The following is a 25,743-nucleotide window of genomic DNA, read 5'->3' as shown; positions in this document are numbered from 1 at the left end:
CGGCGCGCATTAGGGTCGCGGCATGCGCTTCGGGATGCTGGGGCCGCTCGCCGTCTGGACCGACCAGGGCGGGCTCGTCCCGGTGCCCGGGTTGAAGGTGCGCGCCCTGCTGGCGGACCTGCTGGCGCACGAGGGTCGCCCGGTGCCCGCCGACCGCCTGGTCGACGACCTGTGGGGCGATGCGCCGCCCGGCAATCCGATGGGCGCGCTGTCGGCGAAGGTGTCGCAGCTGCGCCGGGTGCTGGAGGACGCGGAGCCGGGCGCCCGGGCGCTGGTGGAGTCGCGCCCGGCCGGATACCTGCTCGGGGCGGACGGCGAGCGCGTGGACGCCCGGCGGTTCCAGGACCTGGTCGGTGCCGCGCGCCGGGCGGAGGAGCCGAAGGAGAGGGCGGCGCTGCTCGCGGAGGCGCTCGGGCTGTGGCGCGGCCCCGCGTTCGCCGACCTCCGGGACGAGCCGTTCACCCGGGCGGCGGCCGCCCGGCTGGAGGAGCTGCGGCTGACCGCGCTGGAGGAGCACGCCGAGGTCCGGCTCGACCTGGGGGAGCACGGCGCGCTGGCGGCCGACCTCGGCGACGCGGTGGGGGAGCACCCGCTGCGGGAGCGGCTGAGGGCCGCGCACATGCGCGCGCTCTACCGGGCGGGGCGGCAGAACGAGGCGCTGGAGAGCTTCGAGGGCTACCGGACGCTGCTCGCCGATGAGCTGGGCCTCGACCCGGGGGCCGAGCTCGCCGATCTCCAGCGGGCGGTCCTGCGCCAGGACCCGGGGCTGGACGCGCCCGCCCCGTCCCGCGGGCGGTCGAACCTGCCCGTCCCGCCGACGGAGCTGATCGGGCGGGACGGCGCCGTCCGGGAGATCCGGGCGCGGATCGGCACCGACCGGCTGGTCACGCTGACCGGGCCGGGCGGGGTCGGCAAGACGCGCCTCGCGATCGAGACGGCGGGCGGGCTCGTGGACGCGTTCGCCGACGGCGTGTGGATGGCGGAGCTGGCGGGCTTCGAGCGCTCGACCGTCCCCGACCTGGCGGAGGTCGTCACGGCGGTCCTCGACATCCGGGACGCGCCCGGCGCGCCGGAGGCCGCGCTGGACCGGCTCGCGGCGGCGCTCGGCGCCCGCCGGCTGCTGCTCGTCCTGGACAACTGCGAGCACGTGGTCGAGCAGGCCGCCGAGCTGGCGGAGCGGCTGCTGCGCCGGGTGCCGGGCGTGCGCGTCCTCGCGACGAGCCGGGAGCCGCTCGGGCTGCCCGGCGAGGTGGTGTGGGCGGTGCCGCCGCTGGACGTGCCCGGCGACGGGGACGACGATCCGGCCGCGGCGAGCGCGGTCCGGCTGTTCGCGGCGCGGGCGGAGGCGGCGTCGCGGGACTTCCGGCTGGACGCGGCGACGGCCGGTCCGGCCGGCGAGCTGTGCCGGCGGCTGGACGGCATCCCGCTCGCGCTGGAACTGGCCGCGACCCGGGTGCGGACGCTCGGGGTGGAGGGGCTCGTCCGGCGGCTCGACGACCGGTTCCGGCTGCTGTCGTCCGGGCACCGCGGCGCCCCGCCCCGGCAGCGGACGCTCACCGCGATGATCGACTGGAGCTGGGACCTGCTGACCGGGCCGGAGCGGGCGGTGCTGCGGCGGCTGGCGGTGCACGCCGACGGCTGCGCGGCCGAGTCGGCGGAGGCGGTGTGCGCGGGAGGGGACGTCCCCGAGGAGGAGGTCCTCGACCTGCTGGTCCGGCTGGTCGACCGGTCGCTGGTCGTGATGGCGGAGCGGCCCGGCGAGGGGCCCCGGTACCGGCTGCTGGAGTCCGTCGCCGCGTACGCGGCCGGGCGGCTCGCCGAGGCGGGCGAGGCCGAGCGGGCGCGGGCCGCGCACCGCCGCCACTACCTGGAGCTCGCCGAGCGCGCGGAGTCCCGGCTCAGAGGAGCGGATCAGGCGGCCGAACTCCGCAGGCTCGACATCGAGTCGCCGAACCTGCGGGCCGCGCTCGACGCCGCCCCGGGCGAGGACGCGCTGCGGCTGGTCAACGCGCTCGCCTGGTACTGGTTCCTGCGCGGCAGGCTGACCGAGGCGCTGCGGTCGCTGGAGGCGGCGCTCGCGCGGGACGGCGGGTCGCCGGCCGCGCGGGCCAGGGCGCTGGTGTGGCAGGCGGGGCTGGCCGTGCTGAAGGGCGTCCCCGGCGACTGGGCGGCGCGCCGCGACGAGGCCCTCCGGCTCGCCGACGCGACGGGCGACGCCGGCCTGAAGGCCTGGGCGCGCTGGTTCCTGGTGTTCTCCCGGTTCGAGGTGGACGACGTCACGGCGAGCATCGTCCAGCTGGAGGAGGCGCTGGACGGCTTCCGGGCGCTGGGCGACCGCTGGGGCGAGGCGGCGGCGCTGGCCCAGCGCGCCATGTTCGCCCACGCCCGCGGCGACCCGGCCGCGCTGGAGCGCGACGCCCAGCGGTCCGAGGCGCTGTTCACCGGGAGTGGCGACCGGTGGGGGCGGCTCCAGGCGGTGGAGTGGCTCGGCGGGCTGGCGGAGCTGACCGGCGACTACGACCGGGCCGAGCGGCTCCAGCACGAGGGGCAGCGGATGGCCGAGGAGCTGCGGATGTGGCCGGACGTCGCCATGCGGATGGCGTGGCGCGGCTGGATCGCCTACCTGCGCCGCGACCCGGCGTCTGCTCGCCGGCTGTTCGGGCGGGCGCACCGGGTCGCCGTCGAGCAGGGGTTCGCGCAGGCCGTGACGTTCGCCGAGCTCGGGCTGGGGCTGGCGGCGCGCTGCGAGGGCCGGCCGGCCGACGCGGAGGACCGGCTGCTGCCCATGCTGGCGGCGGTGCCGCCCGAGGAGTTCCCGCCGCTGTACCTGTCGATGATCCAGACCGCGCTCGGGTTCGCGGCGGAGGCGCGCGGCGACGCGGCGTCCGCCGTCCGCTACCAGCGGGACGCGCTGGCCGTCGCGATCAGGCTGGAGGCCCCGCGCGACCTCGCGGGCTCCCTGGAGGGGCTGGCCGGGGCGCTGTCGCTGGCGGGCCGGCCGGGCGAGGCGGCGATGGCGCTGGGGAAGGCGGCGGCCGTCCGGGAGGCGGCCGGTGTCCCGGCCGGGCCGGTGGAACAGGACGACATCGACCGGGCCGCCGCGCGGATCGGGGACGCGGCGGGAGCGGACGCGTTCGCCGCCGGAGCCGCCCTCGACCCCGCGGAGATCCTGCGCCGCGCAGAAGCCGTCCCACCCGAAGGCCGCTCGGTTTGGGCTGACCGATAAGCGATCTGTCCGTATCTCGGGCCGGTTGCGAAAGGTCAAGAAGCCGTCACGGGCCCTTGCGGTGCGCGCCGCCCGTCGATGATCGTGAGCGACCGTGGGGCGACGCGGGTTCGTGCTCAGCCGGATGGCCGGCGACCGGCCCCTGATCCTGGCCGCGTGCGCGACCGCGCTCTTCGCCGCGACCGTCCTCGCGGCGCTGGCGGGCTACACCGGATCGGTGACCCGCGAAGGTCTGCGGCGCACCCTGGCGGACGCCGCGTTCGAGTCGACGGGGACGACGATCGGCGCCCACGTGCCCGCCGGCCGCCTCACCGAGGTGCGCGGCCAGGTCGGCCGCGGGGTCGAGGAGATCTTCCAGGGCGTACCCCATTCGGTGTCGATGAGCGCGCGCAGCGGCACCTACACGCTTCCCGGTCAGGAGGGCGGCGACCATCCCGAGCTGGCGGTGTTCGCGACGTGGACGGGGATCGACCGGCACGCGCGGCTCGCCGGGGGGCGCTGGCCGCGCGCGGACGGCGGTGAGATCGAGGCGGCCCTGCCCGTCACCGCGGCCCACTTCGTCCACGCGGACGTGGGCGACGTCCTCACCCTGCGCGGGCGCGTCGACCGTGAGTCCGTGGTGAGCGTGCGGGTCGTGGGGCTCTTCGAGGTCCCCGACCCGTCCGGCTACTTCTGGCGGGACGACCGGCTGATCACGACAGGCGTCGAGAAGCTCGGTTACACCACCTACGGGCCGTTCGTGGTGCCCCCGGAGGTGTTCGCCGAACGTTTCACCCGGACCGGCGTGGAAGCCCGCTTCACCGTCCTTCCGGACCTGCGCCGGCTGGACGTCGACGGACTGGAACGGCTCCGCGACCGCGTGGCCGCCGCCGAGGGCACGCTGGTCGGGGCCGGCGGCGGCGGGGCGCAGTTCGCCGTCGTCACGGAGCTTTCGGAGCTGACGCGGCAGCTGCGCGACGCGGTCCTGGTCGCCCGGTCCACGATGCTCATCCCGGTGATCCAGCTCGTGCTGCTGGCGGGCTGCGCGTGGCTGCTCGTCGCCCGGCTGCTCGCCGACCACCGGCGCGGGGAGGCGGCGCTGCTGCGGACCCGCGGCATGGGGATGGGGCAGTTCGTCCGCCTCGGCCTCGCCGAGGGGCTGCTGATCGTGCTGCCCGCCGCGGTGCTGGGCCCGCTGCTGGCCGGACCGCTGCTGCGGCTCGCCGGGCGCGCCCCCGCCGTCAGGGCGTCCGGGCTGCGGCTGGACGCCGGGCCCCCCGCGCTGCTGTGGGCCGTCTCGGCGGTGACGGCCCTGGCCTGCGCGGCCGCCCTCGTCGTCCCGGCACTGCGCGATGCCGGCCGCACGTTCGTGGAGGTGCAGACCGGGCTCGGCCGGCCACCGCGCGGCGGCGGGCTCGGGTCGGGGGCCGACCTCGCGCTGCTGCTCGTCGCGGGGCTCGCGATCTGGCAGCTCGCCCGGTACGGCACGACCGGCGCGAACGCGGCGGCCGGCGTGGACCCGTTCATCGTCTCGGGGCCCGCCCTGGCGCTGCTGGCCGGCGGCGTCCTCCTGCTGCGGCTGCTCCCGCTCGCCTCGCGGATCGCCGAACGGGCCGCCGCGCGGGGCCGCGGGCTCGTGCCCGTCCTCGGCACCCGGCAGGTCGGCCGCCGCCCGCTCCGGTACGCGGGCCCCGTCCTGCTGCTCGCCATGGCGATGGCCGTCGGGGTGCTGTCGGTGACGACGATGGCGACCTGGCGCCGGTCGCAGACCGACCAGGCCGACTTCCAGAGCGGCGCCGACCTGCGGCTGTCCGCCGCGGACGCCGCCGAGGGCCCCGCGCCGCTCGGGCAGGGCGGGCGTTTCGCGGCACTGCCCGGCGTCACGGCCGCGAGCGCGGTTCTGCGCATGGACGCCGATCTCGGCGACGGCACGGCGACCGTCCTCGGCGTGGACGCCGGGACGCTCGGCCCGATCCTGCGCGTCCAGGAAGGCCTGCGCCGCGACCTGCGGCTCGGCGAGCTGGCGAGGGCCCGTCCCGCCGTGCCGGCGCTGGCCGTGCCGGGGCGCCCGAGGCGGCTGCGCTTCGGCGTGCGGTTACGCCGTGCCGGACCGGTCCCCGAGGCGCTCAAGGGTCAGGCTTCGCCGGGCGGGAGTCTCTTCCGGCTCGCGGTCACGCTCGTGGACGCCCGCGGGCTGGCCCAGCGTGTGACGCTGCCCGCGCTCGCCGCCGACGGCCGCGAGCACACCCTCACGATCGAGGCCGCGGACCTCGCGGGGGCGGGCGGTGTGCTCGCCCATCCGCTCTCGCTCCGGGGAATCGGCTACGCCTACGACGTCAATCCCATCGCGGGCCCGCTCGACCTCGACCTCCTGCGCGTGAGCGGCGAGAACGGGGACGCGGTGCCGCGCGGGGGCATGCGCTGGGACGCGTTCGGCCGGTCGTCCGATGACTGGGCGGGGGCCGAACCCGCCGCGCAGGCCCTGCGAGACGGGCTGCTCCGGCTGAACATCCCGGCGACCCCGTACAGGAGGACCTACGAAGGGGCGCCGGCGACCCTGTCCGGCGCGGTCGCCCATGCGATGGCCGCCGCGCCCACGCCGCCGGGGCACTCCGCGGGCAACGCCGACCTCCGGCCGCCGGTGCCCGGCGTCGTCACGAGCGCGATGGCCCGGCGCGCGAAGGCCGGCGTCGGCGGCACCGTCACCGTGTCCACGGCGGGTGGCGACCAGCCGATCGAGATCGTGGGCATCGTCCCGGCGCTGCCGAGCGTCCCCGCCGGCGAGCCGGGCGCCCTCGTCGACCTCCCGACGCTGACCGAGCGGTGGCTCGCCGCGACCGGGGCGGATCCCGTGACCATCACGCCCGGCGAGTGGTGGGCATCTGTGCGCGGCGGCCGCACGGGGCCGGCCGCCGCGGCGCTGGACCGGCACCCGGGCTGGGGCGAGGTCGCGGCCGACCGCGCCGGGACGCGCGCCCGGCTCCGCGACGCGCCGCTCGGCGCGGGTCTGCAGGGCGCGCTCGTCCTCGGCTTCGGGACGGCGCTGGCGTTCGCCGTCATCGCGTTCGTGGTGAACGCGGCGGTCACGGCCGGGGAACGGGCGCGGGAGTTCGGGGTGCTGCGGGTCCTCGGCGTCCGCCCCCGGCAGGTCGCGGGGATGCTGGCGATCGAGCAGGCGTACCTGGTCGCGCTCGGCCTGCTGGGCGGGACGGTGCTCGGCCTGGTCGTGGCGCGGCTCGCCGTCCCGCACATCGTGCTCGGCGTGCGGGCGGCCCGGCCGTACCCGCCCGTCGTGACGGCGTTCCCGTGGCCGGTCCTGCTCGCCATGATCGCCGGTGTGGCGGCGGTGCTCGGCCTGGTGCTGCCGCCGGCGGCCGGTGCGCTGCGCCGCCGCGATGCCGCCGGCGGGCTGCGCGCGGGGGAGGATCACTGAGAATTTGGGCGATTTGTCCTTATTGCAGGAAGGTTGCGAAAGGTCAAGAAGTCGTCACACCCCCTTGTCATCCCCCCGCCCTTGAATGATCATGATCCGCCGTGGGACGACGGGGGCTGGTGCTGAGCCGGATGGCCGGCGATCGCACGCTGGTGCTCGCCGCGTGCGCGACCGCGCTGTTCGCCACGACCGTCCTCGCGGCCCTGGTCGGCTACACCGGGTCGGTGACGCGCGAGGGACTCCGGCGCACCCTCGCCGACGCCACGTTCGCGTCGGTCGGGACGACCCTCGGCACGCAGGTCCCCCCGAACGGCCTCGCCGAGGTGCGGGGCCAGGTCGACCGGGCGCTGAAGCAGATCTACCGGGACGTCCCGCTCGCGGTCTCGATGAGCGTGCGCAGCGACTCCTACACGCTCCCCGGGCAGGAGAAGAGCGACCACCCCGAACTCACCGCCTTCGGGACCTACACCGGGATCGAGCAGCACGCCCGGCTCGCCGAGGGCCGCTGGCCCGGCGCCGGCTCCGGGGAGATCGAGGCCGTCCTGCCCGTGGCCGCCGCCCGCGCCATGCACGCCGAGCCGGACGACGTCCTCACGCTCCACGGGCGCGTCGACAAGAAGTCGGTCGTGAAGGTGCGCGTCGTCGGGCTCTTCGAGGTCCCGAACCCGCAGGACTACTTCTGGCAGGACGACAAGCTCGTCACGACCGGCGTCGAGAAGCTCGACTACACGACCTACGGGCCGTTCGTGGTGTCCCCCGAGGTGTTCGCGGACCGGTTCACCGGAACCGGCTCCGAAGCGCGCTTCACCGTCATGCCGGACCTGCGCGGCGTCGCACCCGGCGACCTCGGCCCCCTCGGCGACCGCGTCGCCGGCGGGGCCGACACCTTCAAGGAGGTCGGCGACGGCGCCCAGTTCAGCGTCGCGACGGACCTGCCCGAGCTGACCGGGCAGCTGCGCACCGCCCTCCAGGTGGCGCGGTCCACGATGCTCATCCCGGTGATCCAGCTCGTCCTGCTGGCGGGCTGCGCGTGGCTGCTCGTCGCCCGGCTGCTCGCCGACCACCGGCGCGGCGAGGTCGCGCTGCTGCGGACCCGCGGCCTCGGGATGCGGCAGCTCGCCCGGCTCGGCCTCGCCGAGGGCCTGCTGATCGTCCTGCCCGCCGCGGTGCTCGGCCCGCTGCTCGCGCGGCCCCTGCTGCGGCTCGCCGGGCACGCGCCGGCCGTCCACGCGTCCGGGCTGCGGCTGGACGCCGGGCCCGCCGCGCCGCTGTGGATCGTCTCCGCGCTGACCGCCCTCGCCTGCGCCGCCGTCCTGACCATCCCGACGCTGCGCGGCGCGAACCGCACGTTCGTCGAGGCGCAGGCCGGGATCGGGCGGCAGGGGCGCGGCGGCCTGCGCGGCTCGGGCGTCGACCTCGCGCTCCTGCTCGTCGCGGGGCTCGCGATCTGGCAGCTCACCCGGTACGGGGCGGACGGCGCGGGCGCCGGGGACGGCACGTCCGGCATCGACCCGTTCATCGTCTCCGGCCCGGCGCTGGCGCTGCTCGCCGGCGGGGTGCTGCTGCTCCGGGTGGTGCCGCTGGTCTCCCGCGCCGCCGAGCGGGTCGCCACCCGGGGTCGCGGGCTCGTGCCCGTCCTCGGCACCCGGCAGGTCGGCCGGCGCCAGCTCCGGTACACCGGGCCGGTGCTGCTGCTCGTCATGGCGATGGCCGTCGGGGTGCTGTCGGTGACGACGATGGCGACCTGGCGCCGCTCGCAGGCCGACCAGGCCGACTTCCAGAGCGGCGCCGACCTGCGGCTGTCCCCCTCGACCCGCGAGGCGGGCCCGGGACCGCTCGGGCAGGGCGCGCGGTTCGCGGGGCTGCCCGGCGTGACGGCCGCGTCGCCGGTGCTGCGCACGGACGCCGACCTCGGCACCGAACCCGCGACGCTGCTCGGTGTCGACGCCGGAAGGCTCGGGCCCCTGCTGCGCGTCCAGCCCGGCCTGCGCGACGACCTCCGGCTGGACGAGCTGGCGAAGGCCCGCCCCGCCGCCCCCGCGCTGACCGTCCCCGGCAGGCCCGGCCGGCTGCTGTTCGACCTGCGGCTCCGCCACACCGGCCCCGCCCCCGAGGTCCCGCCCGCCTACACGCCGCCGCCCGGCAAGGGCTACCGGGTCGCGGTGACCCTCGTGGACGGGCGCGGGCTGACCCGGCGGGTGACCCTGCCGTCGATCGACGCGGACGGCGACGCGCACACCGTCGCGCTCGACACCGCCGAGCTGGCCGGGCCCGGCGGCGTGCCGTCCTACCCGCTGTCCGTCCGGAGCATCCACTACCTCTACGACGACAACACGTTCGCCGGCACCCTCGACCTTGAACTGCTCGCCGTGCGCGGCGACGGCACCGGAGAGGCCGCGCTGCCCGGCGGAACCCGCTGGGACGCCTTCGCCGACTCCCCGAACGCCGAGAACCCGATCAAGCCGAGCGTCAAGGACCCGGGGGACGCGCTGGCCGAGCTCGCGCTCCCCGCGTCCCCGGCCCCGAACCCGAACCGGGGCATCTACGGTTTCGCGACCGGAGCGGGCGTGCACGCCGTCCTCGGCACGTCCACCCCGCCGTCGCACGACGCGCAGAACACCGACCTTCTCCCGGCCGTCCCCGGCGTCGTCACCGGCGAGATGGCAGGACGCGCCAAGACCGGCGTCGGCGGCACCCTCACCGTCAGCACCGTGGACGGCGACCAGCCGATCAAGGTCATGGGCATCGTGCCGGCCCTGCCGAGCGTGCCGGCCGGCCGTCCCGGCGTCCTGGTCGACCTGCCCACGCTCACGCAGAGCCGGATCTCCGTGCTCGGCGCCGCCGGCGAGAGCATCACGCCCCGGGAATGGTGGGCGTCGGCGCGCGCCGGGCGCACGGGCCCGGCCGCCCGCGAGCTCGCCCGGCACCCCGGCTGGGGCGAGGTCGCCGCCGACCGCGCCCGGACCCGCTCCCGGCTCCGCGACGCCCCGCTCGGCGCGGCCCTCCAGGGCGCCCTCATCCTCGGCTTCGGCGCGGCCCTGGCGTTCGCCGTCATCGCGTTCGTGGTGAACGCGGCCGTCACCGCCGGGGAACGGCACCGCGAGTTCGCCGTGCTGCGGGCGCTCGGCGTCCACCCCCGGCAGGTCGCGGGGATGCTCGCCATCGAGCAGGCCTACCTGGTCGTGCTGGGACTGCTCGGCGGGACGGTCCTCGGGGTGGTCGTGGCGCGGCTCGTCGTCCCGCACATCGTGCTCAGCGTCCAGGCCGCGCAGCCGTACCCGCCCGCCGACCTCGTCGTCCAGTGGCCCCTGGTGCTCGGCGTGCTCGCGGCCGTGGCCGCCGTGCTCGGGCTCGTCCTGGCGCCCGTCGTCCGGACGCTGCGGCGCCGCGACCCCGGCGCCGGCCTGCGCGTAGGGGAGGACCGATGAGGGGCGCCGGAATCCGCCTCGCCCGCGCGCAGTGGGCGCCGCTCGCCGCGCTGGCCGTGCTGACGTTCGTGTCCGCGCTGCTCGCCGTCGCCGTCCCGTCCCGCACGACCGCCGGATACGACCGCGCCGCGGCCGCCGCGGTCGGCCCCGCCGCCGACATCCGGGTGCGGGGGCAGGCGGGCGGCAGCACCGCCTTCGCCGCCGTGCCCAGCGACGCCGCCCTCGGCGCCAACGCCATCTCCTGGCAGCAGCTGCTGCCCCACTCGCTGGGCACCGTCTCCGGCGAACCGGAGTCGTCGGTCACCTCCTCCGCCAACACCGTCGAGGGGACGTTCCGGCGGCCCCGGCTGCTCTACCTCGGCTGGGAGCCGGGCACGTGGCGGCGGATCCGCGTCGTCCAGGGCACGCCGGTCCGCAACAGGCAGGGGCAGGCGAGCGGCGACATGGCGGTCATGATCGCCAAGGAGTACGCCGACCGGCTCGGCTACAAGGTCGGCGACCGGATCGTCCTCGACACCGTGACCGTCCGCGTCTCCGGCCTGTTCGTACCGGTCGACCCCCGCGACCCCTTCTGGGCGCCGAGGGCCCGGGTCCTGCACCCGACCGTCGAGTTCGTCCCCAAGACCACCATCGAGGCCGACGCGGGAACCGCGCTGATCGACGCCGCCGCCTACGCCCGCCTCACGCACGACCCGACCCGGAAACTGAGCTACGAATGGCGGTTCCCGGTCCGCGCCGGCCAGGTCAGCGCCGCGCAGGCCGAGGGCATGGCGGCCGACCTGGACGCCTTCCGCTCCGCCGTCGAGGGGCGCGCCGACCTGTTCCCCTGCGAGGTCTCCACCCCGCTGGACAACCGGCTGAAGGAGTTCACCGACCGGCTCCACACCGCGCAGTCCGTCCTCGGCCTCGCCCTCGGCGGCCTCGTCGCCGTCGCCGCCGGGCTGCTGCTCCTCGCCGCCGGGCTGCTCGCCGGGCGGCTCCGCCCGGTCCTCGGCCTGATGCGGGCGCGCGGGGCGTCGCTGCGCCAGCTCGCCGTGCCCGCCTGCGGGCTGACCGCGCTCGCGGCCGTCCCGCCCGCCGGGCTCGGCTACGCGGCCGGACGCCTCCTGGACGCCGGACCGCCGCAGGCCGGCTCGGTGTACGCGATCGTCCTGCTCCTCGCGGCCGTGCTCGGCGTGCCCGCCTCGATGGTGGCGCGGGAGCGGGGCGCGCTCGGCTCCGTCACCACCCGGCGCGACGACCTGGTCGCCACCCGCCCGTCCCGGCGGCGGCTCGTCCTGGACGTCCTGCTGGTGGCGCTCGCGGTGATCGGCGTCGTGCTGCTGCGGGAACGCGGCGGGACGTCCGGGACCGACCCGCTCGTCGCCGCCGTCCCCGTGCTGCTCGGCGCGGCGCTCGGCGTCCTCGTCCTGCGCGCCTACCCGTCCCTGCTCCGCGCGGCCGGGCCCCTCCTGCGGCGCCGCAGCGGCGCCGTCGCGTTCCTCGGCATCGCCCGCGCGTCCCGGCAGAACCTCGTCGGCGCGCTGCCGCTGGTCGTCCTGCTGCTGGCGGCGACCGTCGCCGGCTTCGCCGCCACCGTCGACACCGCCCTGCGCGACGGCCAGGTGCGCGCGTCCTGGGCCCGGACGGGTGCCGACGCCCGCGTCGAGGCCGCGGCGATGGACGACGCGGGCCTGCGCCGCATCCGCGACGTGCCCGGCGTGACCGGCGCCGTCCGCGTCCGCGTCATCGCGCGCGCGTCGACCGCCTCGGACCCCGCGCCGATCACCATCGTCGGCGTCGACCTGGACGCCTACCGGAAACTCGCGCCCGAGGTGCCCGGCATCCCCGGCTCGGGCTCGGTGCTGGCGTCGCCGCTCGCGTCCCGCACCACGGGCCCGGGTGCGGTGACGCTCGGCCGCGCCGGGATGGACCCGATCCGCGTCACGCCGTCCGGGCAGATCGAGCGCTTCCCCGGGCAGGAGACCGGATCGGCGTTCGTGCTCGTCCCGTACGACATGGTCGCCGGGGCGACCGGGTTCCCGTCCCAGGTCTTCGTCGCCGGGGACGACCTGGACGCCGCGGCTCTCCGTGCGGCGGCCCCCGGAAGCGACGTCCAGACGCGGGACCGGGTCCTGCGGGACATGACGCGGCTGCCGCTGGTGTCCGTCGTCCACGAGACGTTCCAGAGCGGCGCGCTCATCGCCGGCGTGCTCGGGCTGCTCGCCGTCCTGCTCGTCCTCGTCGTCGGCGCCCGCGCCCGCGGCCGGACGGTCGCGCACCTGCGCGCCCTCGGGCTCAGCCGGCGGCAGAGCCGGACCCTCGCGCTCGTGGAGATCTCGCCCGTCCTGCTGTGCGCGGTCGGCGCCGGCTGGGTGCTCGGCCTGCTCCTGCCCGACATCACCGGCCCGGTCGTCGACCTCGGCCCCTACACCGGCGGCTTCGCCGTCACCGCGCACGTCCCGGGTCTCTCCGCGCTGCTCGGCCTGCTCGCCGCCCTGCTGCTCGCCGCCGCCGCTGCCGTCGCCGTCGACCGCGCCTTCGACACCGACCCCGGAAACGTCCTGAGAACGGGGGACTCATGACCGACACGCCGGACCTCGCCGAACTGGAGCGCCGCGCCGCCGAGCGCGGGCCCGTCTACGGCGAGGGCGCCCACATCGTCTGCGACAACCTCGTCCGCATCTACAAGACCGACGGCGTCGAGGTCGTCGCGCTCCAGGGCCTCGACCTGCTCGTCGACCCCGGCGAGCTCGTCGCCATCGTGGGCGCGTCCGGCTCGGGCAAGTCGACGCTGCTGAACATCCTGTCGGGCCTGGACGTGCCGACCGCAGGCGTCGCCCGCGTCGCCGGGTCCGACCTGCTCACCATGGCGTCCAAGGAGCGGCTGAGGTTCCGCCGCGAGCAGGTCGGGTTCATCTGGCAGCAGACGTCCCGCAACCTGCTCCCGTACCTGACCGCCGCGCAGAACGTCGAGCTGCCCATGAAGTTCGCCGGCCGGTCGCGGCGCGCCCGCGCCACCCGTGCCGCCGAGCTGCTCGGCATGCTGGACGTCGGCGACTGCGCGGGCCGCCGCCCGGACGAGCTGTCCGGCGGCCAGCAGCAGCGCATCGCGATCGCCGTCGCCGTCGCCAACGAGCCGCAGGTCGTGCTCGCCGACGAGCCCACCGGCGAGCTCGACACCGTCACCGCCGCCGGGGTGTTCGCCGCCCTCCGCCGCGTCAACGAGGAGCTCGGCACCACCACCGTCGTGGTCACCCACGACACGCAGGTGTCCGAGCGCGTTGACCGCACGGTCGGCATCCGGGACGGCCGCACCAGCGTCGAGGTCCGCCGCGGCGGCGGCACCGCCGAGGAGTACGCCGTCCTCGACCGCGCCGGCCGCGTCCAGCTCCCCACCGCCTTCACCTCGGCCCTCGACATGCGCGACCGCGTCCGCCTCGCTCTGGAAAGCGACCACGTCGGCGTCTGGCCCGACCGGGAGGAAGCAGAATGACCGACCCGATGGTGGCCGCCGAAGGGCTCGTCCGGACCTACCGCACCGGGAAGATAGAGGTCCCCGCGCTGCGCGGCGCGTCCTTCGCCGTCGGCGCGGGGGAGCTCGTCGCGATCAAGGGCCGTTCGGGCTCCGGCAAGACGACCCTGCTGAACCTGATCGGCGGGCTCGACCACCCGGACGGCGGCACCGTCCGCGTCGGCGGCCGCGACGTCGGCGCCCTCCCCGAGGACGAGCTGCTCGCCCTCCGCCGCGACCACATCGGGTACGTCTTCCAGTCGCACGGCCTGATCCCCGTCCTGTCGGCCGCCGAGAACGTCGAGGTCCCGCTGCGCCTCGTCCGCACGCCGCCGGCGGAACGCGACGAGCGCGTCCGCGTCCTGCTCGGCCTCGTCGGCCTGGCCGACCACGCGGCCCAGCGCCCCTACGAGCTCTCCGGCGGCCAGCGCCAGCGCGTGGCCATCGCCCGCGCCCTCGCCAACCGCCCCCGCCTGCTGCTCGCCGACGAGCCCACGGGGCAGCTCGACTCCGAGACCGCCGCCGCCGTCATGCCGCTGCTCCGCGCGGTCGTCACCAGCGAGGGCGTGACCGTCCTGGTGGCCACCCACGACCAGGCCCTGCTGGCCGAGGCCGACCGGGTCCTGAACCTGGAGGACGGCGTGATCAGCGAAGCGCCCGTCCCGGCCTGACGCCGGGGGCGACCGGCGGCTTTATCCCGCCTTTCGACCCTCCTTGATCTATTGGCGTCACCGACACCGATGATCTTGGAGGTCCGATGAGAATCCTGCTTCGCGCCGGGATCGTGGCCGCGGTCCTGGCCGGAGCGGCGGCACCCGCCGCCGCGGCCGCGACCCCGCCCGACCCCGCTCCCGGCGGCCCCCAGCGGCCCTACGAGCCCGACGTGGCAGGACCGCGCAACCTGGACTCGCTCCAGGTGACCGCGACGAAGGGCGAGGGGCGCAGCGTGACGGTCGCCTTCGACCGCCGCAGCCGCACCGCCGAGGGCACCGTCCCGGCGGGCGCCCGCCGGTTCGTCTTCCTCTTCGACCGCTCGATCTCCTTCAACCCCGAGGCGTTCCCGACGTGCGCGCGCACGGTCATCACCGAGGACGGCCCGGACGCCTGCCCGTCAGGCTCCCAGGTCGGCAGCGGCATCGGGACGTCCTTCGACGGAACCGAGCAGCCGGTTCTGGTCTTCAACACCAGGGTCGGATCGCTGCCCGGGGTTCTCGTCGTCCTCCCCGAAACCGGCGTCATCCTGGAGCAGACGTTCGAGCGGGTCTCCACCCCCTACCGCGGCACCTACAGGTGGACGCTGGACGAGATCCTGCCGCCCACCGACGTCCCGCCGCAGGACCGCGCCGGCACCTCGCGGTTCCGGCTCGCCTTCGGCGCCACCACCCACCGTCACGGCCGCCCGATCGGCTTCGCCGAGACCTCCGCGCGTCCCGGCACCCCGATGCGGTTCGGCCTGTGGAGCGAGTTCGTCACGGGACAGGTGGTCCTGCCCACCTCCACGACCGCTCTCCGGTGACGTCCGGCCGCACGATCCGGCACGGCGCCGGGTCGTGCGGCTACGCCGATGTCGCCGCGCGCTGCCGGGCCCGTGGACGCCGGCCGCGACGGCACCGAGCAGGATCACGACGGTCGTCGACGGTGCTGCGGAGGATCGAGGAAAGGGGTATGTCCTTATTCGATCACGGCCGGACCGCTGGATCGGCGGGCCGGTTGGACGGTGATCGGCAGGGGCATATCTCGTGCCGTAAGTCGGCTCGGGACGGGAGTTTCACTGTGGCGACCGTTGTGCTGGTGGGGACACTCGACACAAAGGGCGCGGAGTACGCATGGCTGCGCGACCGGGTGCGCGAGCTGGGATGCGACACCGTGCTCGTGGACACGGGGGCCGGGCCGTCCGACGTGGCCGCCGACGTCACCGCCGAGGAAGTGGCACGCGCCGGCGGCACAACGCTCGACGCGCTGCGGGACGCACGCGACCGCGGAGCCGCGGTCACGGTCATGGGGGAGGGCGCCGCCGCCGTCCTCGCGGGGCTGGACCAGATGGACGCGGTGCTCGCGGTCGGCGGCAGCGGCGGCTCGTCGATCGCGGCGAGGGCCGTCCGGGACCTGCCGATCGGGCTGCCGAAGCTGATCGTGTCCACGATGGCGTCCGGGGACGTGACCCCGTACGTCGGCGGCAAGGACGTGACGCTGATGTACAGCGTCGTCGACATCGCGGGCGTGAACCGGGTGTCGCGGCTCATCCTCGGCAACGCGGCGGCGGCCGCGGCCGGGATGGCGAAGGCGTACGCGCCGTCGGGCTCCGGGGACGACCGTCCCCTCATCGGGGCGTCCATGTTCGGGGTGACGACGCCGGCGGTGGACGCGGCCCGCGAACGGCTGGACGAGCTGGGCTACGAGGTGCTCGTCTTCCATGCGACCGGCGCCGGAGGCCGTGCCCTCGAAGGACTCGTCGAGAGCGGGCTCCTGGCCGGGGTGCTGGACCTGACCACCACCGAGCTGGCCGACGACCTCGTCGGCGGCGTCCTGTCCGCCGGGCCCGACCGGCTGACGGCGGCGGGCAAGCACGGCGTCCCGCAGGTCGTGGCGCCCGGAGCCCTCGACATGGTCAACTTCGGGCCGCGCGAGACCGTCCCGGAACGCTTCCAGGAACGCAATCTCTACGTCCACAACCCGACCGTGACCCTGATGCGCACGACCCCGGAGGAGATGGCCGAACTGGGACGGCGCGTCGCGTCCAAGCTGGCCGCGGCGACCGGCCCGACCGCGCTCTTCCTCCCGCTCGGCGGGGTGTCGGCGCTGGACGCGTCCGGGATGCCCTTCCACGATCCGGAGGCGGACGCGGCCTGCTTCGCGGCCATGGACGGCGCCGTGGAGACGGAGAGGCTCGACATGAACATCAACGATCCGGCGTTCGGCTGCGCCATGGCCGACCGGCTGCACCAGATGATCACGGAGGAGGCGCAGTGAACCGCGAGACCGTCCTGTTCCGGCTGCGGAGCGCCGTCGCCGAAGGGAAGCCCGTCATCGGCGCCGGGGCGGGCACCGGCCTGTCGGCCAAGTGCGCCGAGGCCGGCGGCGTCGACCTGATCATCATCTACAACTCGGGCCGCTACCGGATGGCCGGGCGCGGGTCGCTGGCCGGGCTCCTGCCGTACGGGGACGCCAACCAGATCGTCGTGGAGATGGCGTCCGAGGTCCTCCCGGTCGTGAAGGACACGCCCGTCCTCGCCGGGGTGTGCGGCACCGACCCGTTCCGGGTGATGCCCGTCTTCCTCGACCAGCTCAAGGCCATGGGGTTCTCCGGCGTGCAGAACTTCCCCACCGTCGGCCTCTACGACGGGGTGTTCCGGCAGAACCTCGAAGAGACCGGCATGGGGTACGACCTGGAGGTCGAGATGGTGCGGCTCGCCCACGAGCGCGGCCTCGTCACCGCCCCGTACGTGTTCGACGAGGACCAGGCGCGCGCGATGGCGGAGGCCGGCGCCGACGTCCTCGTCCCGCACGTCGGCCTCACCACCAAGGGCAGCATCGGCGCCGGCACCGCCCTGACCCTGGACGAGGCGGTCGAACGCGTCCAGGCCATGCGCGACGCCGCGTCCGCCGCCCGCCCGGACATCCTCGTCCTCTGCCACGGCGGACCCATCGCCGAACCGGACGACGCCGCCTACGTCCTGTCACGGACCGAGGGGGTCGCCGGCTTCTTCGGCGCCTCCTCCGTCGAGCGGCTGCCCACCGAGCGCGCCATCACCGCGCAGGTGGCCGCCTTCAAGAACCTGGAGCTCTGAATGCTGGTCGAACCCGGCGACGTGACCACGATGACCTTCGGCTGGGGGTCCATCAAGTGGTTCGTCACCCCGTCCACCGTGCCCGCCGCGGGCAGCACCTTCGGCGAGGTGATCGTCAACCCCGGCCAGGGCCACGCGCGCCACCACCACCCGAACGCCGAGGAGGTCATCTACGTGATCTCCGGTGAGGCCGCCCAGATGGTCGACGACGGAGACCCGTTCACGATCGGCGAGGGCGACGCCGTCCACATCCCTAAAGGCGTCTGGCACTCCACCTACAACACCACCTGGCGCCCGCTCCGCCTGATCGTCACCTACACCCCGGGCGGCGAGGAGAAGGCACTGGAAGCGGCCCCGGACTACACCCTCCACGCCGCAGGCGCCATCCCCGAATGGCACCAGTCCTGACCGCGAACCTGCACCACACCGCCGCCCGGCTGTGCCGCCGGAGGCCACCCACACCGATGGGGCGCCGGGGTTAGGCGTTCGACCAGGCGGCGAGGCCGTCTTCGGTGAGGATGCTGTCGAATGCGGCGTCGGCGGCGCCGGTCAGGGGGCCCAGGGCGCCCAAGGTCGTCGGGCGGACGGGGGGCGGTGTCTCCCGGCGGTAGCGCATGAGGGCGGTGTTGTAGCCGGTTTCGAGGGCGACGGGGGCTGTTCCGGCCAGGTCGGTCGCGAGGCCGGAGAGCGTGACCACGTCGGGGTCGAGGCCGTTGACGAGAGCGCCGATGCCCCGTCCGAGCGCGTGCGCCGCCGCCGCGACGGCCGTGCGGGACTTCGGGTCGGCGGCTGCGGCGGCGATGACCTGCTCGGCCGCCGTGCGGGGGTCGCGCGGCGCGGGACGGCCGAGCGTCCGGGCCATGGCGCGGCCGTCGACCTCCAGGTCCCAGCAGCCGCGGGCGCCGCACGGGCACTCGCGCGCGGGATCGCCGAACGGCATGTGTCCGAACTCGCCGCCCGCGCCGGTCGCGCCGTCCACCGGGCGCTCGTCCACGACGAGGATGCCGCCGATGCCGACCTCGACGGTCAGGTGCAGGACGACCCGCGCCCCTGCGCCCGCGCCGCGCCTGGCCTCGGCCAGCCCGGCGAGCGAGGCGTCGTTGCCGACGAGCAGCGGGACCCCGGAGAGTCCGAGCGGCTCCAGGGCGACGTCGCGCCACCCCATGCCGGACGCCTGGACGACCGTCGTCCCGCTGACCGTCCCGGCCACGCACGCGGACACCGCGCGGAGCCGCCGTCCGAAGCGGGCGTGGAAGGCCGACACGCGGTCTCCGAGCGTTCCGAGGATCGCGGGGGAGCCGGAGTGGCGGTCCGCCTCCTCCGTGACGACGCGGCCGCCGAGTTCCACGCAGGCCACGCGCCAGCGCTCGTGACTGATGTCGGCCACGCAGACCAGCGGGCCGTCCGGGTGGGCGGTGAGCGCGGGGGAGGGGCGGCCGCGTCCGCCGGTTCGGGCGGACGTGCTCTCGTCGACCAGCCGGGACGCCTTGAGCCGGCCGGTGATCTCCGTGGCCGACCCGCTGCTCAACCCCAGCGCGCGTGCCGCGTCCGCGCGTGTCGCGGACGGGTGCGCGTGGACGTACCGGAGCACGGCCAGCGCCCCCTGGCTGCGCAGGGCGCGTGCGGAGTGCGCGGTCTTCTGCATGGTGACATCCTCGCGCCTGGCGATTATCCTCGTTGCACGAGCATATTCCGGGAGGCGTGAATGGACTTTGCTGACACGGACCGGGCGCCCGCTGCGGCGCGGGCCCCCGCCTCGTCCGGACGGGGAACGCTCGCGCTTTATGCCACCTTCGGGTGCCTCGGCTACCTGCTCACCGCGCTCGGTGCCGTACTGCCCGAGTTGCGCGAGGAGCGCGGACTGCCGCGAGCCGAGGCCGCCCTCTACCCCTCGGCCTTCGCGCTCGGCCTCGTCGTGGTCGGCTTGGTGGGCCACCGCCTGGCGGTGTGGCTCGGGCGGTATGCCCTGCCCGCGGCGTTGACCGCCCTCGTCGGTGGCGCCGCCCTGCTGGCCACCGGCGGCGGACGCCTCGGAACGGCAGCCGGCGCCCTCGTCCTCGGCCTCGGCGGCGCGGGCCTCGTCCAACTGGTCCCCGCGGCACTGCGCGCCGCGCACCAGGGCGATGGAACGATCCAGATCGGTCAGGCGAACGCCGTCTCCAGCGCCGCGTCCGTCCTCTCCCCGATCATCATCGGCGTCACCCTGGCCCACGACCTGGGCTGGCGCGCCGCCTTCGCCATCCCCCCAGCCCTCCTGGCCGTCATCACCCTCCTCTCCCTAACCCGAACCCCCGCCCCCTCCACAACCCCCACCACCCCCGACACGCCTGCCACTCCCGCCCCTCCGCGGGGGTTTTGGGCGCGGTGGGTTGATCTTGTTCTGGCGGTGGGGGTCGAGTTCTGCATGGTGTTCTGGGCGGCGGACTTCCTCCGGTCGGTGAAGGAGTCCGGGGCCGGGACGGCGACGACATTGTCGGCCGCCTTCGTGCTGGGGATGGCGGTCGGGCGGGCCGCGGCGGGGCCGGCGGTGAGGTTCGGGGGACGGCCCGACCGGCTGCTGGCGTTCGCGGCGCTGGTCGGTATCGCCGGGTTCGCGATCCTCTGGACGTCGCCGGCGCCGGTCGCGGTCGCCGGGCTGCTGGTCACCGGGCTCGGCGTGGCGCTGCTCTACCCGGTGATCCTGGGGCAGGCGCTGGCCGCGTGGCCGTCCCAGCCGGTGCGGGCCGCCGCGCGGTGCGCGCTCGCGTCCGGGGTGGCGATCGGCGTCGCCCCGCTCGTCCTCGGGACGCTCGCCGACCTCACCACCCTGCGCGCCGCCGTCTTCGTCGCCCCCGCTCTGCTGGCCGTCCTGCTGGTCCGGTGCGGGTGGCGGCTCAGGGCTGCGTCGTGGCTTTCGCCTAGCCGTTGAGGGCACGGCGGCCCCCGCTCCAGCGGGGGTCGCCGTGCCGATCATGCGGGCGTCCGGTGGTGTCAGAAGGGCACCGGGGTCGTGATCATGCCTGCGTAGGCGAGGATCGTGGGGGCGTCGTCCAGGGGCGGGTGGATGACGTCCATGATCCAGCGCTTGACCCACTTGCCCTCCGCGCCGGTCAGGGCGATACGGCGGTCCCATCCGCGGGTGTAGACGGCGCCCGCGGCGCCCAGGTCCACGTCGGTGACGTAGGGGGCGGGGGCGAAGTCGACCAGCGGGACGCCCAGCAGGTCGGCCGCCGCGTTGTGCCCGGCCGTCTTGCCCATCGGGGTCGCGTGCTGGCAGCTCTGCACCGTCCAGTGGTCCTGGTCCGCGCGGGCGGCGGCGACGTCGCCGGCGGCGAAGACGTGCGGGTGGGCGCGCAGGTGCGCGTCGACCTTCAGGCGGCCCAGGCGGTCGCGCTCGCCGGGGATGTGGGACGTGAGCGGGCTCGCTTCCAGGCCCGCCGTCCACACGACGGCGTCCGCCGGGATCCGGGAGCCGTCGGCCAGCACCGCGCCGCCGTCCAGGACTTCGGCCACGGTGGTGCCCAGGCGCCGCTCGATGCCGAGCCGGTCGAGCGCCACCTCGATCGCCGGGCGCGGGCCGAAACCGAGGTCGGGGGCCACCTCGCCGGCCAACTCCACGAGGACGACGCGGCCCCGCCCGGCGAGTTCCGTGGCGACCTCCAGGCCGGCGAAACCGGCGCCGACCACGACGGCCGTGTAGCCGTCCCGGCCGCGCAGGTGCCCGCGGAGCCGCTGGGCGCCCTCCAGCGTGTCCACGTCGAACAGCCGCTCGGCGCCCGGAATGTCCGGCCGGACCAGGCGGCTGCCCGCGGCGAGGACGAGCCGGTCGTACTCGATCGGGCGGCCGTCGGCGACCACGACGCGGTCGTCCACATCGATGTCCTGGACCGTCGCGCGGACGTGCTCGACGCCCACCGGTTCCAGGATCCGCTTCAGCGCGACCGTCGCGCGTGCGGGCTCAGGCTCGTAGAGGCGGGGACGCAGGACGAGGTCCTTCCCAGGCGCGACCAGCGTGATGCGCAGGTCTTCCGAGCCCCGCACCCGGGCCGCCGCGGCGGCGCTCCACACCCCGGCGAAACCTCCGCCGACGATCACAACATGCGACATATCCGTCTCCCTCATCTCGGTTCGCGCCAGGAAGACAAGACACGCCCTGTAGATGTGACTGGACGGACGGCCTTAGCTCAGCCACCGTCCACGTCCGATGTGGCCGTGACCTTTGGGTGCGGGGACGGTGGGCGGGCGGATGTGCCGAAGGGAGCGGAGGTGGTGTTCTGGGTCAGAGGTGGGTCAGCTTCTCGGGGTTGGCGACGCGGTGGTACTTCGTGATGCGGCCGTCTGCGATCTCCAGGGTGTCGATCCAGATGACGCGGCCGTCGCGGTGGGCGGCCAGGGCCGGTTCGCCGCCGATCTCGATGAACTCGACGCGGTCGACCCGGTAGTGGGTGGTGACGTGGGCGAGCAGGCGGGCGACGCGGTCGGCTCCCACGACCGGGCGGCGGGACGCGACGACCTTGCCGCCGCCGTCCGCCACGTAGACGGCGTCCGGGTGCAGGAGTCGGACGAGGCGCGCGAGGTCGCCGCGCTCGGTCGCCGCGCGGAACGCGGTGAGGACGCGTTCGCGCTCCGCGCGGCTCGACCTCGGGTGCTCCTCGCGGGCGTCCGCGACCCGCTTGCGGGCCCGGGACGCGAGCTTGCGCGAGGCCGCCGCCGAGTTGCCGAGCACCTCCGCGACCTGGGCGAACGGGACCTCGAACACGTCGTGCAGGACGAACGCGACCCGCTCCGGCGGTGTCAGCTCCTCCATCACCAGCAGCATAGCGGTGCCGACCGAGTCGTCCACGATCACGCGTTCGGACGCGTCCGGGCCGGTCGGGAGGGGTTCCGGCAGCCACGGCCCGGGGTACCGCTCGCGCCGTACGCGGGCCGACTTCAGGACGTTGTACGCGAGCCGGGCCGCGATGGTCACCAGCCACGCGCGCTGGTCGGCGACGGCCGAGCGGTCGGCCGCCGAGGCGCGGAGCCAGACGTCCTGGACGACGTCCTCGGCCTCGGCCACGCTGCCGAGCAGCCGGTACGCGGCGCCGAACACCGCCGGGCGGTGCGCCTCCCAGTCCAGGTCGTCCACGTAGGCGGAGCCTACTCGTCGGCGAACGAGCAGTCGGCCGGCAAGTCCGGCGGCTGGAAGTCGCCGGAGGGGATCTCCAGCGGCGCGTCCTTCACCGTGTACCCCTTCAGCCATTTACCGAACGGGCCGGAACTGGCCGGGCTGAACGGTGCCGGCCCGCTGCCCATCTGCTGGCACTGCGGGAACACGACGCCCCAGGAGAAACCCATCCGGTCGTACTTGTGCCCGCGCGGCGACTGGTAGAAGGTCAGGTTCGCGCGTTTCTGGTTCGGCGGGACCTCGTGGGCGCCCGAGACCCGGATTCCGGACACGACCGCGACCGGCCCGGACGCCATGACGTAGTCGACCTTGATCTCGCCCCAGTGGTGCTGGGACGGGCCGCCGGGCTCGTCCGGCGAGAAATGGTCGAACTTGATCGTTCCGCGGGCGGCTCCCATGACCATCTTCCCGTCGACGAACTTCCACGGCCCGCCGTGCGCGTCCACGACGAAGCGCCGGTACGGGTACTCCTTGTCGCCCGGGAACGTCACCCACGCGTCGCCCGTCACGTGGGCTTCCTTGGGCGTCCTCGCGTCGTTGTCCTGCGCCATCGCACTGCCGGTCCCGACCGCTCCCACGGCCCCGAGCAGGGCGACTCCGGCGATCAGTACACGCCTTTTCCGCGACATGTGGATCCCCTTTTCCGCGGACGTCCGTCGTCCGCTTTCCACAACGTTCGCAGTGGTGGGGAGGCCGTTCCTCCCCCGCGCGACCGAACCGGCCTGCCCGCGCGGGGGATTGTCAGATCACTTTTCCCCTGACGTAGGTCCAGAAGCCGTCATGGCGGACGAATCTGCTGACCTCGTGCAGTTCTCCCGGCTCGGAGCCCGCCAGGTAATGGGCGCGGAATTCGACGACGCCCCTGTCGTCGTCCGGTCCGCCCGCCTCTACCCGGACGATCTCCAGCCGCGTCCAGCGCGTCCCGTCGTCGAACCCGATCCGCTCCGGGCGGGTGGCCGGATGCCAGGTGCTCAGCAGGTAGGCCTCGTCCTGGACCGCGAACGCGCTGAACCGCGACCGCATCAATTCGGCGGCGGTTCCGGCGGACGCCTCGCCCCGGTGCAACCGTCCGCAGCAGTCCCGGTACCGTGCGCCGATACCGCAGAAACATCTCTTGGCCACATCCGAATTCTGCCCGCGCCCGAGACCGCTGTGAGGGATTCTCCCAGGCATGTCGGATCCGGGTGTCTCCCGATCGTCTAGGGGGTGACACCCCTTGAAAGGAGCACGCCATGGATCTGACGATGAACACGATCGACATCGTGGTGTCCGACATGGACGCCGCCGTCGCCTTCTACCGCCGTCTCGGGCTGGAGCTCACCGTGGACGCGTCCTACCCCGACCACGCGGACTGCGACCTGCCCGGAGGGCTGCACCTGATGCTCGACACCGAGAAGTTCCGCGGCCCCACGGTCGACGGATGGACGCCGCCGTCCGGCGGGCCCCGGACGTTCCTCGCCTTCCAGGCGGCGAGCCCGGCGGACGTGGACGCCGCGTACGCCGAGCTGACCGCGGCCGGGTACACCGGTGCGAAGGAGCCGTGGGACGCCTTCTGGGGGATGCGGTACGCCACCGTCCTCGACCCGGACGGCAACGGCGTCGACCTGTACGCTCCGCTGCCCGCCGCCTGAGGGGGAGACCGATGAAGTACGTGCTGATGTTCGTCGAGACCGAGAAGTTCGCCAAGGAACTGGCCGGCATGACCGACGGTGAGCGCCAGGCGTCCTACGAGCAGGTCGCGGAATGGTTCGCGCGGCACTCCGACAAGATCACCCACCACGGGCACCTCCAGCCCGCGCACACCGCGACCACCATGCTCCTGGACGGGGGAGAGGCGGTCCTCACCGACGGCCCGTTCGTCGAGGGCAAGGAGGTCGTCAGCGGATACGCCGAGGTGGAGGTCGCCGATCTGGACGAGGCGCTGGCCATCGCCCGCACGTGGCCCGCGTGCCCGCTGATCGAGATCCGCCCGCTGACCTGATGGACCCGGCGCACGCCGAGCCCGCGCACGCCGAGCTGGCCCGCGTGCTGCGCGAGCACGCGGGCCGGCTCACCGCCTGCCTGGTCCGGGTCCTCGGCGACTTCGCCGCGGCGGAGGACGTCATGCAGGACGCCGTCGAGACCGCGCTGCGGCGCTGGCCGGAGGAGGGCGTCCCCGAGCATCCGGACGCCTGGCTGCTCACCACGGCCCGCCGCCGCGGCATCGACCTGCTGCGCCGCCAGGCCGCCTACCGCGACAAGCTGGCCCGGCTCCAGTGGCCGGTGCCGGGCGAGCCGGACGACCGGCTCAAGCTGATCTTCACCTGCTGCCATCCGGCGCTGCCCGTCGCGGCCCAGGTCGCGCTGACGCTGCGGACGGTGTGCGGGCTGACGGCCGGGCAGATCGCCGCCGCGTTCCTCGTCCCGGAGGCGACCGTCGGGCAGCGCATCACCCGCGCCAAACGCAAGATCACCGACGCGGGGATCCCGTACCGGATCCCGGCCCAGGACGAGCTGGACGAGCGGGTCGGCCAGGTGCTGGCCGTGGTGTACCTGCTGTTCAACGAGGGGTACCTGACGAGCCGCGGCGACCGCGGCCACGCCCGCGACCTGGCGGACGAGGCGCGGTGGCTCGCCGAGCAGCTCGCCTGGCTGATGCCGCGCCGGCCCGAGGTCCTCGGCCTGCTCGCGCTCATCCGGCTCCACCAGGCGCGCACCGCCGCCCGCTTCGACGACGACGGCCGCCTCGTCCTCCTGCGCGACCAGGACCGCGCGACGTGGGACCACGACGCGGTCAAGGAGGCCGGACGGCTGATCGAGCGCGCCGCCGCGATGCGCGCTCCCGGCCCGTACCAGGTCCAGGCGGCGATCGTCGCGTGCCATGCCGAGGCTCCCACCTGGGACGACACCGACTGGGACCAGATCCTCGTCCTCTACGACATGCTCCTTCACATGACGGGAACGCCGGTCGTCCGCCTCCACCGCGCCATCGCCGTCCGGTACGTCCAGGGCCCGGCGGCGGCGCTGGACGAACTCGCCCCGCTCGCGAAGGCCCTCGACGGCCACCACCTCTACCACGCCACCCGCGCCGAGTTGCTGCGCGACCTCGGCCGCCGGAGAGAAGCGCACGCGGCCGACCGCCGCGCCCTCGCGCTCACCGCCAATCCCGCGCAACAGGCGCTCCTCAGCGAACGCCTCACCTGGACGTGACGCGAAGTTCAGGCGCGCCCATACGCGAAGACCCGGCCGGGGGAGGTGCCCGGCCGGGTGG

The 25,743-nt window shown here is 75.2% G+C and carries 19 protein-coding genes; 14 read left to right on the top strand and 5 right to left on the bottom strand.

The genetic code is table 11. From position 1 onward, the window contains the following. Window positions 1–22 precede the first annotated feature (22 nt). The 10 genes from ABGB11_RS38060 to ABGB11_RS38015 all read left to right on the top strand — a co-directional run bounded on the left by ABGB11_RS38060 (window position 23) and on the right by ABGB11_RS38015 (window position 17,755). Window positions 23–3,226, top strand: coding sequence for a BTAD domain-containing putative transcriptional regulator (locus tag ABGB11_RS38060; protein ID WP_347640360.1), 3,204 nt, complete (start codon window positions 23–25; stop codon window positions 3,224–3,226). A 94-nt stretch (window positions 3,227–3,320) separates the two neighbouring features. Beyond that, on the top strand, window positions 3,321–6,638 hold the full coding sequence (locus ABGB11_RS38055; RefSeq protein ID WP_347640359.1) for an FtsX-like permease family protein: 3,318 nt from the start codon (window positions 3,321–3,323) through the stop codon (window positions 6,636–6,638). 101 nt (window positions 6,639–6,739) lie between these two features. Next, a complete protein-coding gene (locus tag ABGB11_RS38050; RefSeq protein WP_347640358.1) occupies window positions 6,740–10,066 on the top strand; it encodes an FtsX-like permease family protein in 3,327 nt (1,108 codons plus the stop codon). Then, the gene (gene cas5, locus ABGB11_RS38045; RefSeq protein WP_347640357.1) at window positions 10,063–12,630 is read left to right on the top strand and encodes a CRISPR-associated protein Cas5; all 2,568 of its coding nucleotides are present in this window, start codon (window positions 10,063–10,065) and stop codon (window positions 12,628–12,630) included. Before ABGB11_RS38050 ends, cas5 begins: the two co-directional genes overlap by 4 nt. Continuing rightward, window positions 12,627–13,541, top strand: a complete 915-nt coding sequence (locus ABGB11_RS38040) for an ABC transporter ATP-binding protein (RefSeq protein WP_347640356.1) — start codon at window positions 12,627–12,629, stop codon at window positions 13,539–13,541. Before cas5 ends, ABGB11_RS38040 begins: the two co-directional genes overlap by 4 nt. Beyond that, a complete protein-coding gene (locus tag ABGB11_RS38035; RefSeq protein WP_347640355.1) occupies window positions 13,538–14,230 on the top strand; it encodes an ABC transporter ATP-binding protein in 693 nt (230 codons plus the stop codon). The genes ABGB11_RS38040 and ABGB11_RS38035 overlap by 4 nt, the downstream gene beginning before the upstream one ends. An 86-nt stretch (window positions 14,231–14,316) precedes the next feature. Continuing rightward, window positions 14,317–15,075 (top strand): hypothetical protein, encoded by a 759-nt coding sequence (locus ABGB11_RS38030; protein WP_347640354.1) that lies wholly within the window; start codon window positions 14,317–14,319, stop codon window positions 15,073–15,075. A 257-nt stretch (window positions 15,076–15,332) separates the two neighbouring features. Beyond that, the gene (locus ABGB11_RS38025) at window positions 15,333–16,529 is read left to right on the top strand and encodes a Tm-1-like ATP-binding domain-containing protein (RefSeq protein WP_347640353.1); all 1,197 of its coding nucleotides are present in this window, start codon (window positions 15,333–15,335) and stop codon (window positions 16,527–16,529) included. Beyond that, the gene (locus ABGB11_RS38020; protein WP_347640352.1) at window positions 16,526–17,347 is read left to right on the top strand and encodes a phosphoenolpyruvate hydrolase family protein; all 822 of its coding nucleotides are present in this window, start codon (window positions 16,526–16,528) and stop codon (window positions 17,345–17,347) included. The genes ABGB11_RS38025 and ABGB11_RS38020 overlap by 4 nt, the downstream gene beginning before the upstream one ends. Continuing rightward, window positions 17,348–17,755: a cupin domain-containing protein gene (locus ABGB11_RS38015; RefSeq protein ID WP_347640351.1), complete on the top strand. Its 408-nt coding sequence runs from the start codon at window positions 17,348–17,350 to the stop codon at window positions 17,753–17,755. A gap of 70 nt (window positions 17,756–17,825) precedes the next feature. Here the strand turns inward: ABGB11_RS38015 and ABGB11_RS38010 are convergent, their stop codons facing one another. Beyond that, window positions 17,826–18,992: an ROK family transcriptional regulator gene (locus tag ABGB11_RS38010; protein WP_347640350.1), complete on the bottom strand. Its 1,167-nt coding sequence runs from the start codon at window positions 18,990–18,992 to the stop codon at window positions 17,826–17,828. A gap of 60 nt (window positions 18,993–19,052) precedes the next feature. On the opposite strand from ABGB11_RS38010, the gene ABGB11_RS38005 reads away from it, so the two are divergent. Further along, window positions 19,053–20,255: an MFS transporter gene (locus ABGB11_RS38005; protein WP_347640349.1), complete on the top strand. Its 1,203-nt coding sequence runs from the start codon at window positions 19,053–19,055 to the stop codon at window positions 20,253–20,255. Window positions 20,256–20,317: 62 nt separating this feature from the next. Here the strand turns inward: ABGB11_RS38005 and ABGB11_RS38000 are convergent, their stop codons facing one another. The 4 genes from ABGB11_RS38000 to ABGB11_RS37985 all read right to left on the bottom strand — a co-directional run bounded on the left by ABGB11_RS38000 (window position 20,318) and on the right by ABGB11_RS37985 (window position 23,615). Continuing rightward, window positions 20,318–21,433, bottom strand: a complete 1,116-nt coding sequence (locus ABGB11_RS38000; protein WP_347640348.1) for an FAD-dependent oxidoreductase — start codon at window positions 21,431–21,433, stop codon at window positions 20,318–20,320. A 172-nt stretch (window positions 21,434–21,605) separates the two neighbouring features. Next, on the bottom strand, window positions 21,606–22,454 hold the full coding sequence (gene sigJ / locus ABGB11_RS37995; RefSeq protein WP_347640347.1) for an RNA polymerase sigma factor SigJ: 849 nt from the start codon (window positions 22,452–22,454) through the stop codon (window positions 21,606–21,608). Window positions 22,455–22,465: 11 nt separating this feature from the next. Further along, window positions 22,466–23,122 (bottom strand): hypothetical protein, encoded by a 657-nt coding sequence (locus tag ABGB11_RS37990; RefSeq protein ID WP_347640346.1) that lies wholly within the window; start codon window positions 23,120–23,122, stop codon window positions 22,466–22,468. Between the two features lie 112 nt (window positions 23,123–23,234). After that, the gene (locus tag ABGB11_RS37985) at window positions 23,235–23,615 is read right to left on the bottom strand and encodes a YchJ family metal-binding protein (RefSeq protein WP_347640345.1); all 381 of its coding nucleotides are present in this window, start codon (window positions 23,613–23,615) and stop codon (window positions 23,235–23,237) included. A 110-nt stretch (window positions 23,616–23,725) separates the two neighbouring features. Here ABGB11_RS37985 and ABGB11_RS37980 point away from each other — a divergent pair, with 110 nt between their 5' ends. From ABGB11_RS37980 to ABGB11_RS37970, 3 genes are read left to right on the top strand one after another with little or no spacing between them, the layout of a single operon-like run. Then, window positions 23,726–24,124, top strand: a complete 399-nt coding sequence (locus ABGB11_RS37980; RefSeq protein WP_347640344.1) for a VOC family protein — start codon at window positions 23,726–23,728, stop codon at window positions 24,122–24,124. Between the two features lie 11 nt (window positions 24,125–24,135). Next, window positions 24,136–24,474 (top strand): YciI family protein, encoded by a 339-nt coding sequence (locus tag ABGB11_RS37975; RefSeq protein WP_347640343.1) that lies wholly within the window; start codon window positions 24,136–24,138, stop codon window positions 24,472–24,474. Continuing rightward, window positions 24,474–25,682 carry a DUF6596 domain-containing protein gene (locus tag ABGB11_RS37970; RefSeq protein WP_347640342.1) on the top strand — a complete coding sequence of 403 codons (1,209 nt, stop codon included), beginning with the start codon at window positions 24,474–24,476 and terminating at the stop codon, window positions 25,680–25,682. Before ABGB11_RS37975 ends, ABGB11_RS37970 begins: the two co-directional genes overlap by 1 nt. Window positions 25,683–25,743: the final 61 nt, after the last annotated feature.

Origin of the sequence: Actinomadura sp. B10D3 (genome assembly GCF_039871695.1) — a bacterium.
GTDB classification, from domain to species: Bacteria; Actinomycetota; Actinomycetes; order Streptosporangiales; family Streptosporangiaceae; genus Spirillospora; species Spirillospora madurae.
Note: the sequence above shows the minus strand (reverse complement) of the source record. Positions and strands in the feature narration are given on the sequence as shown.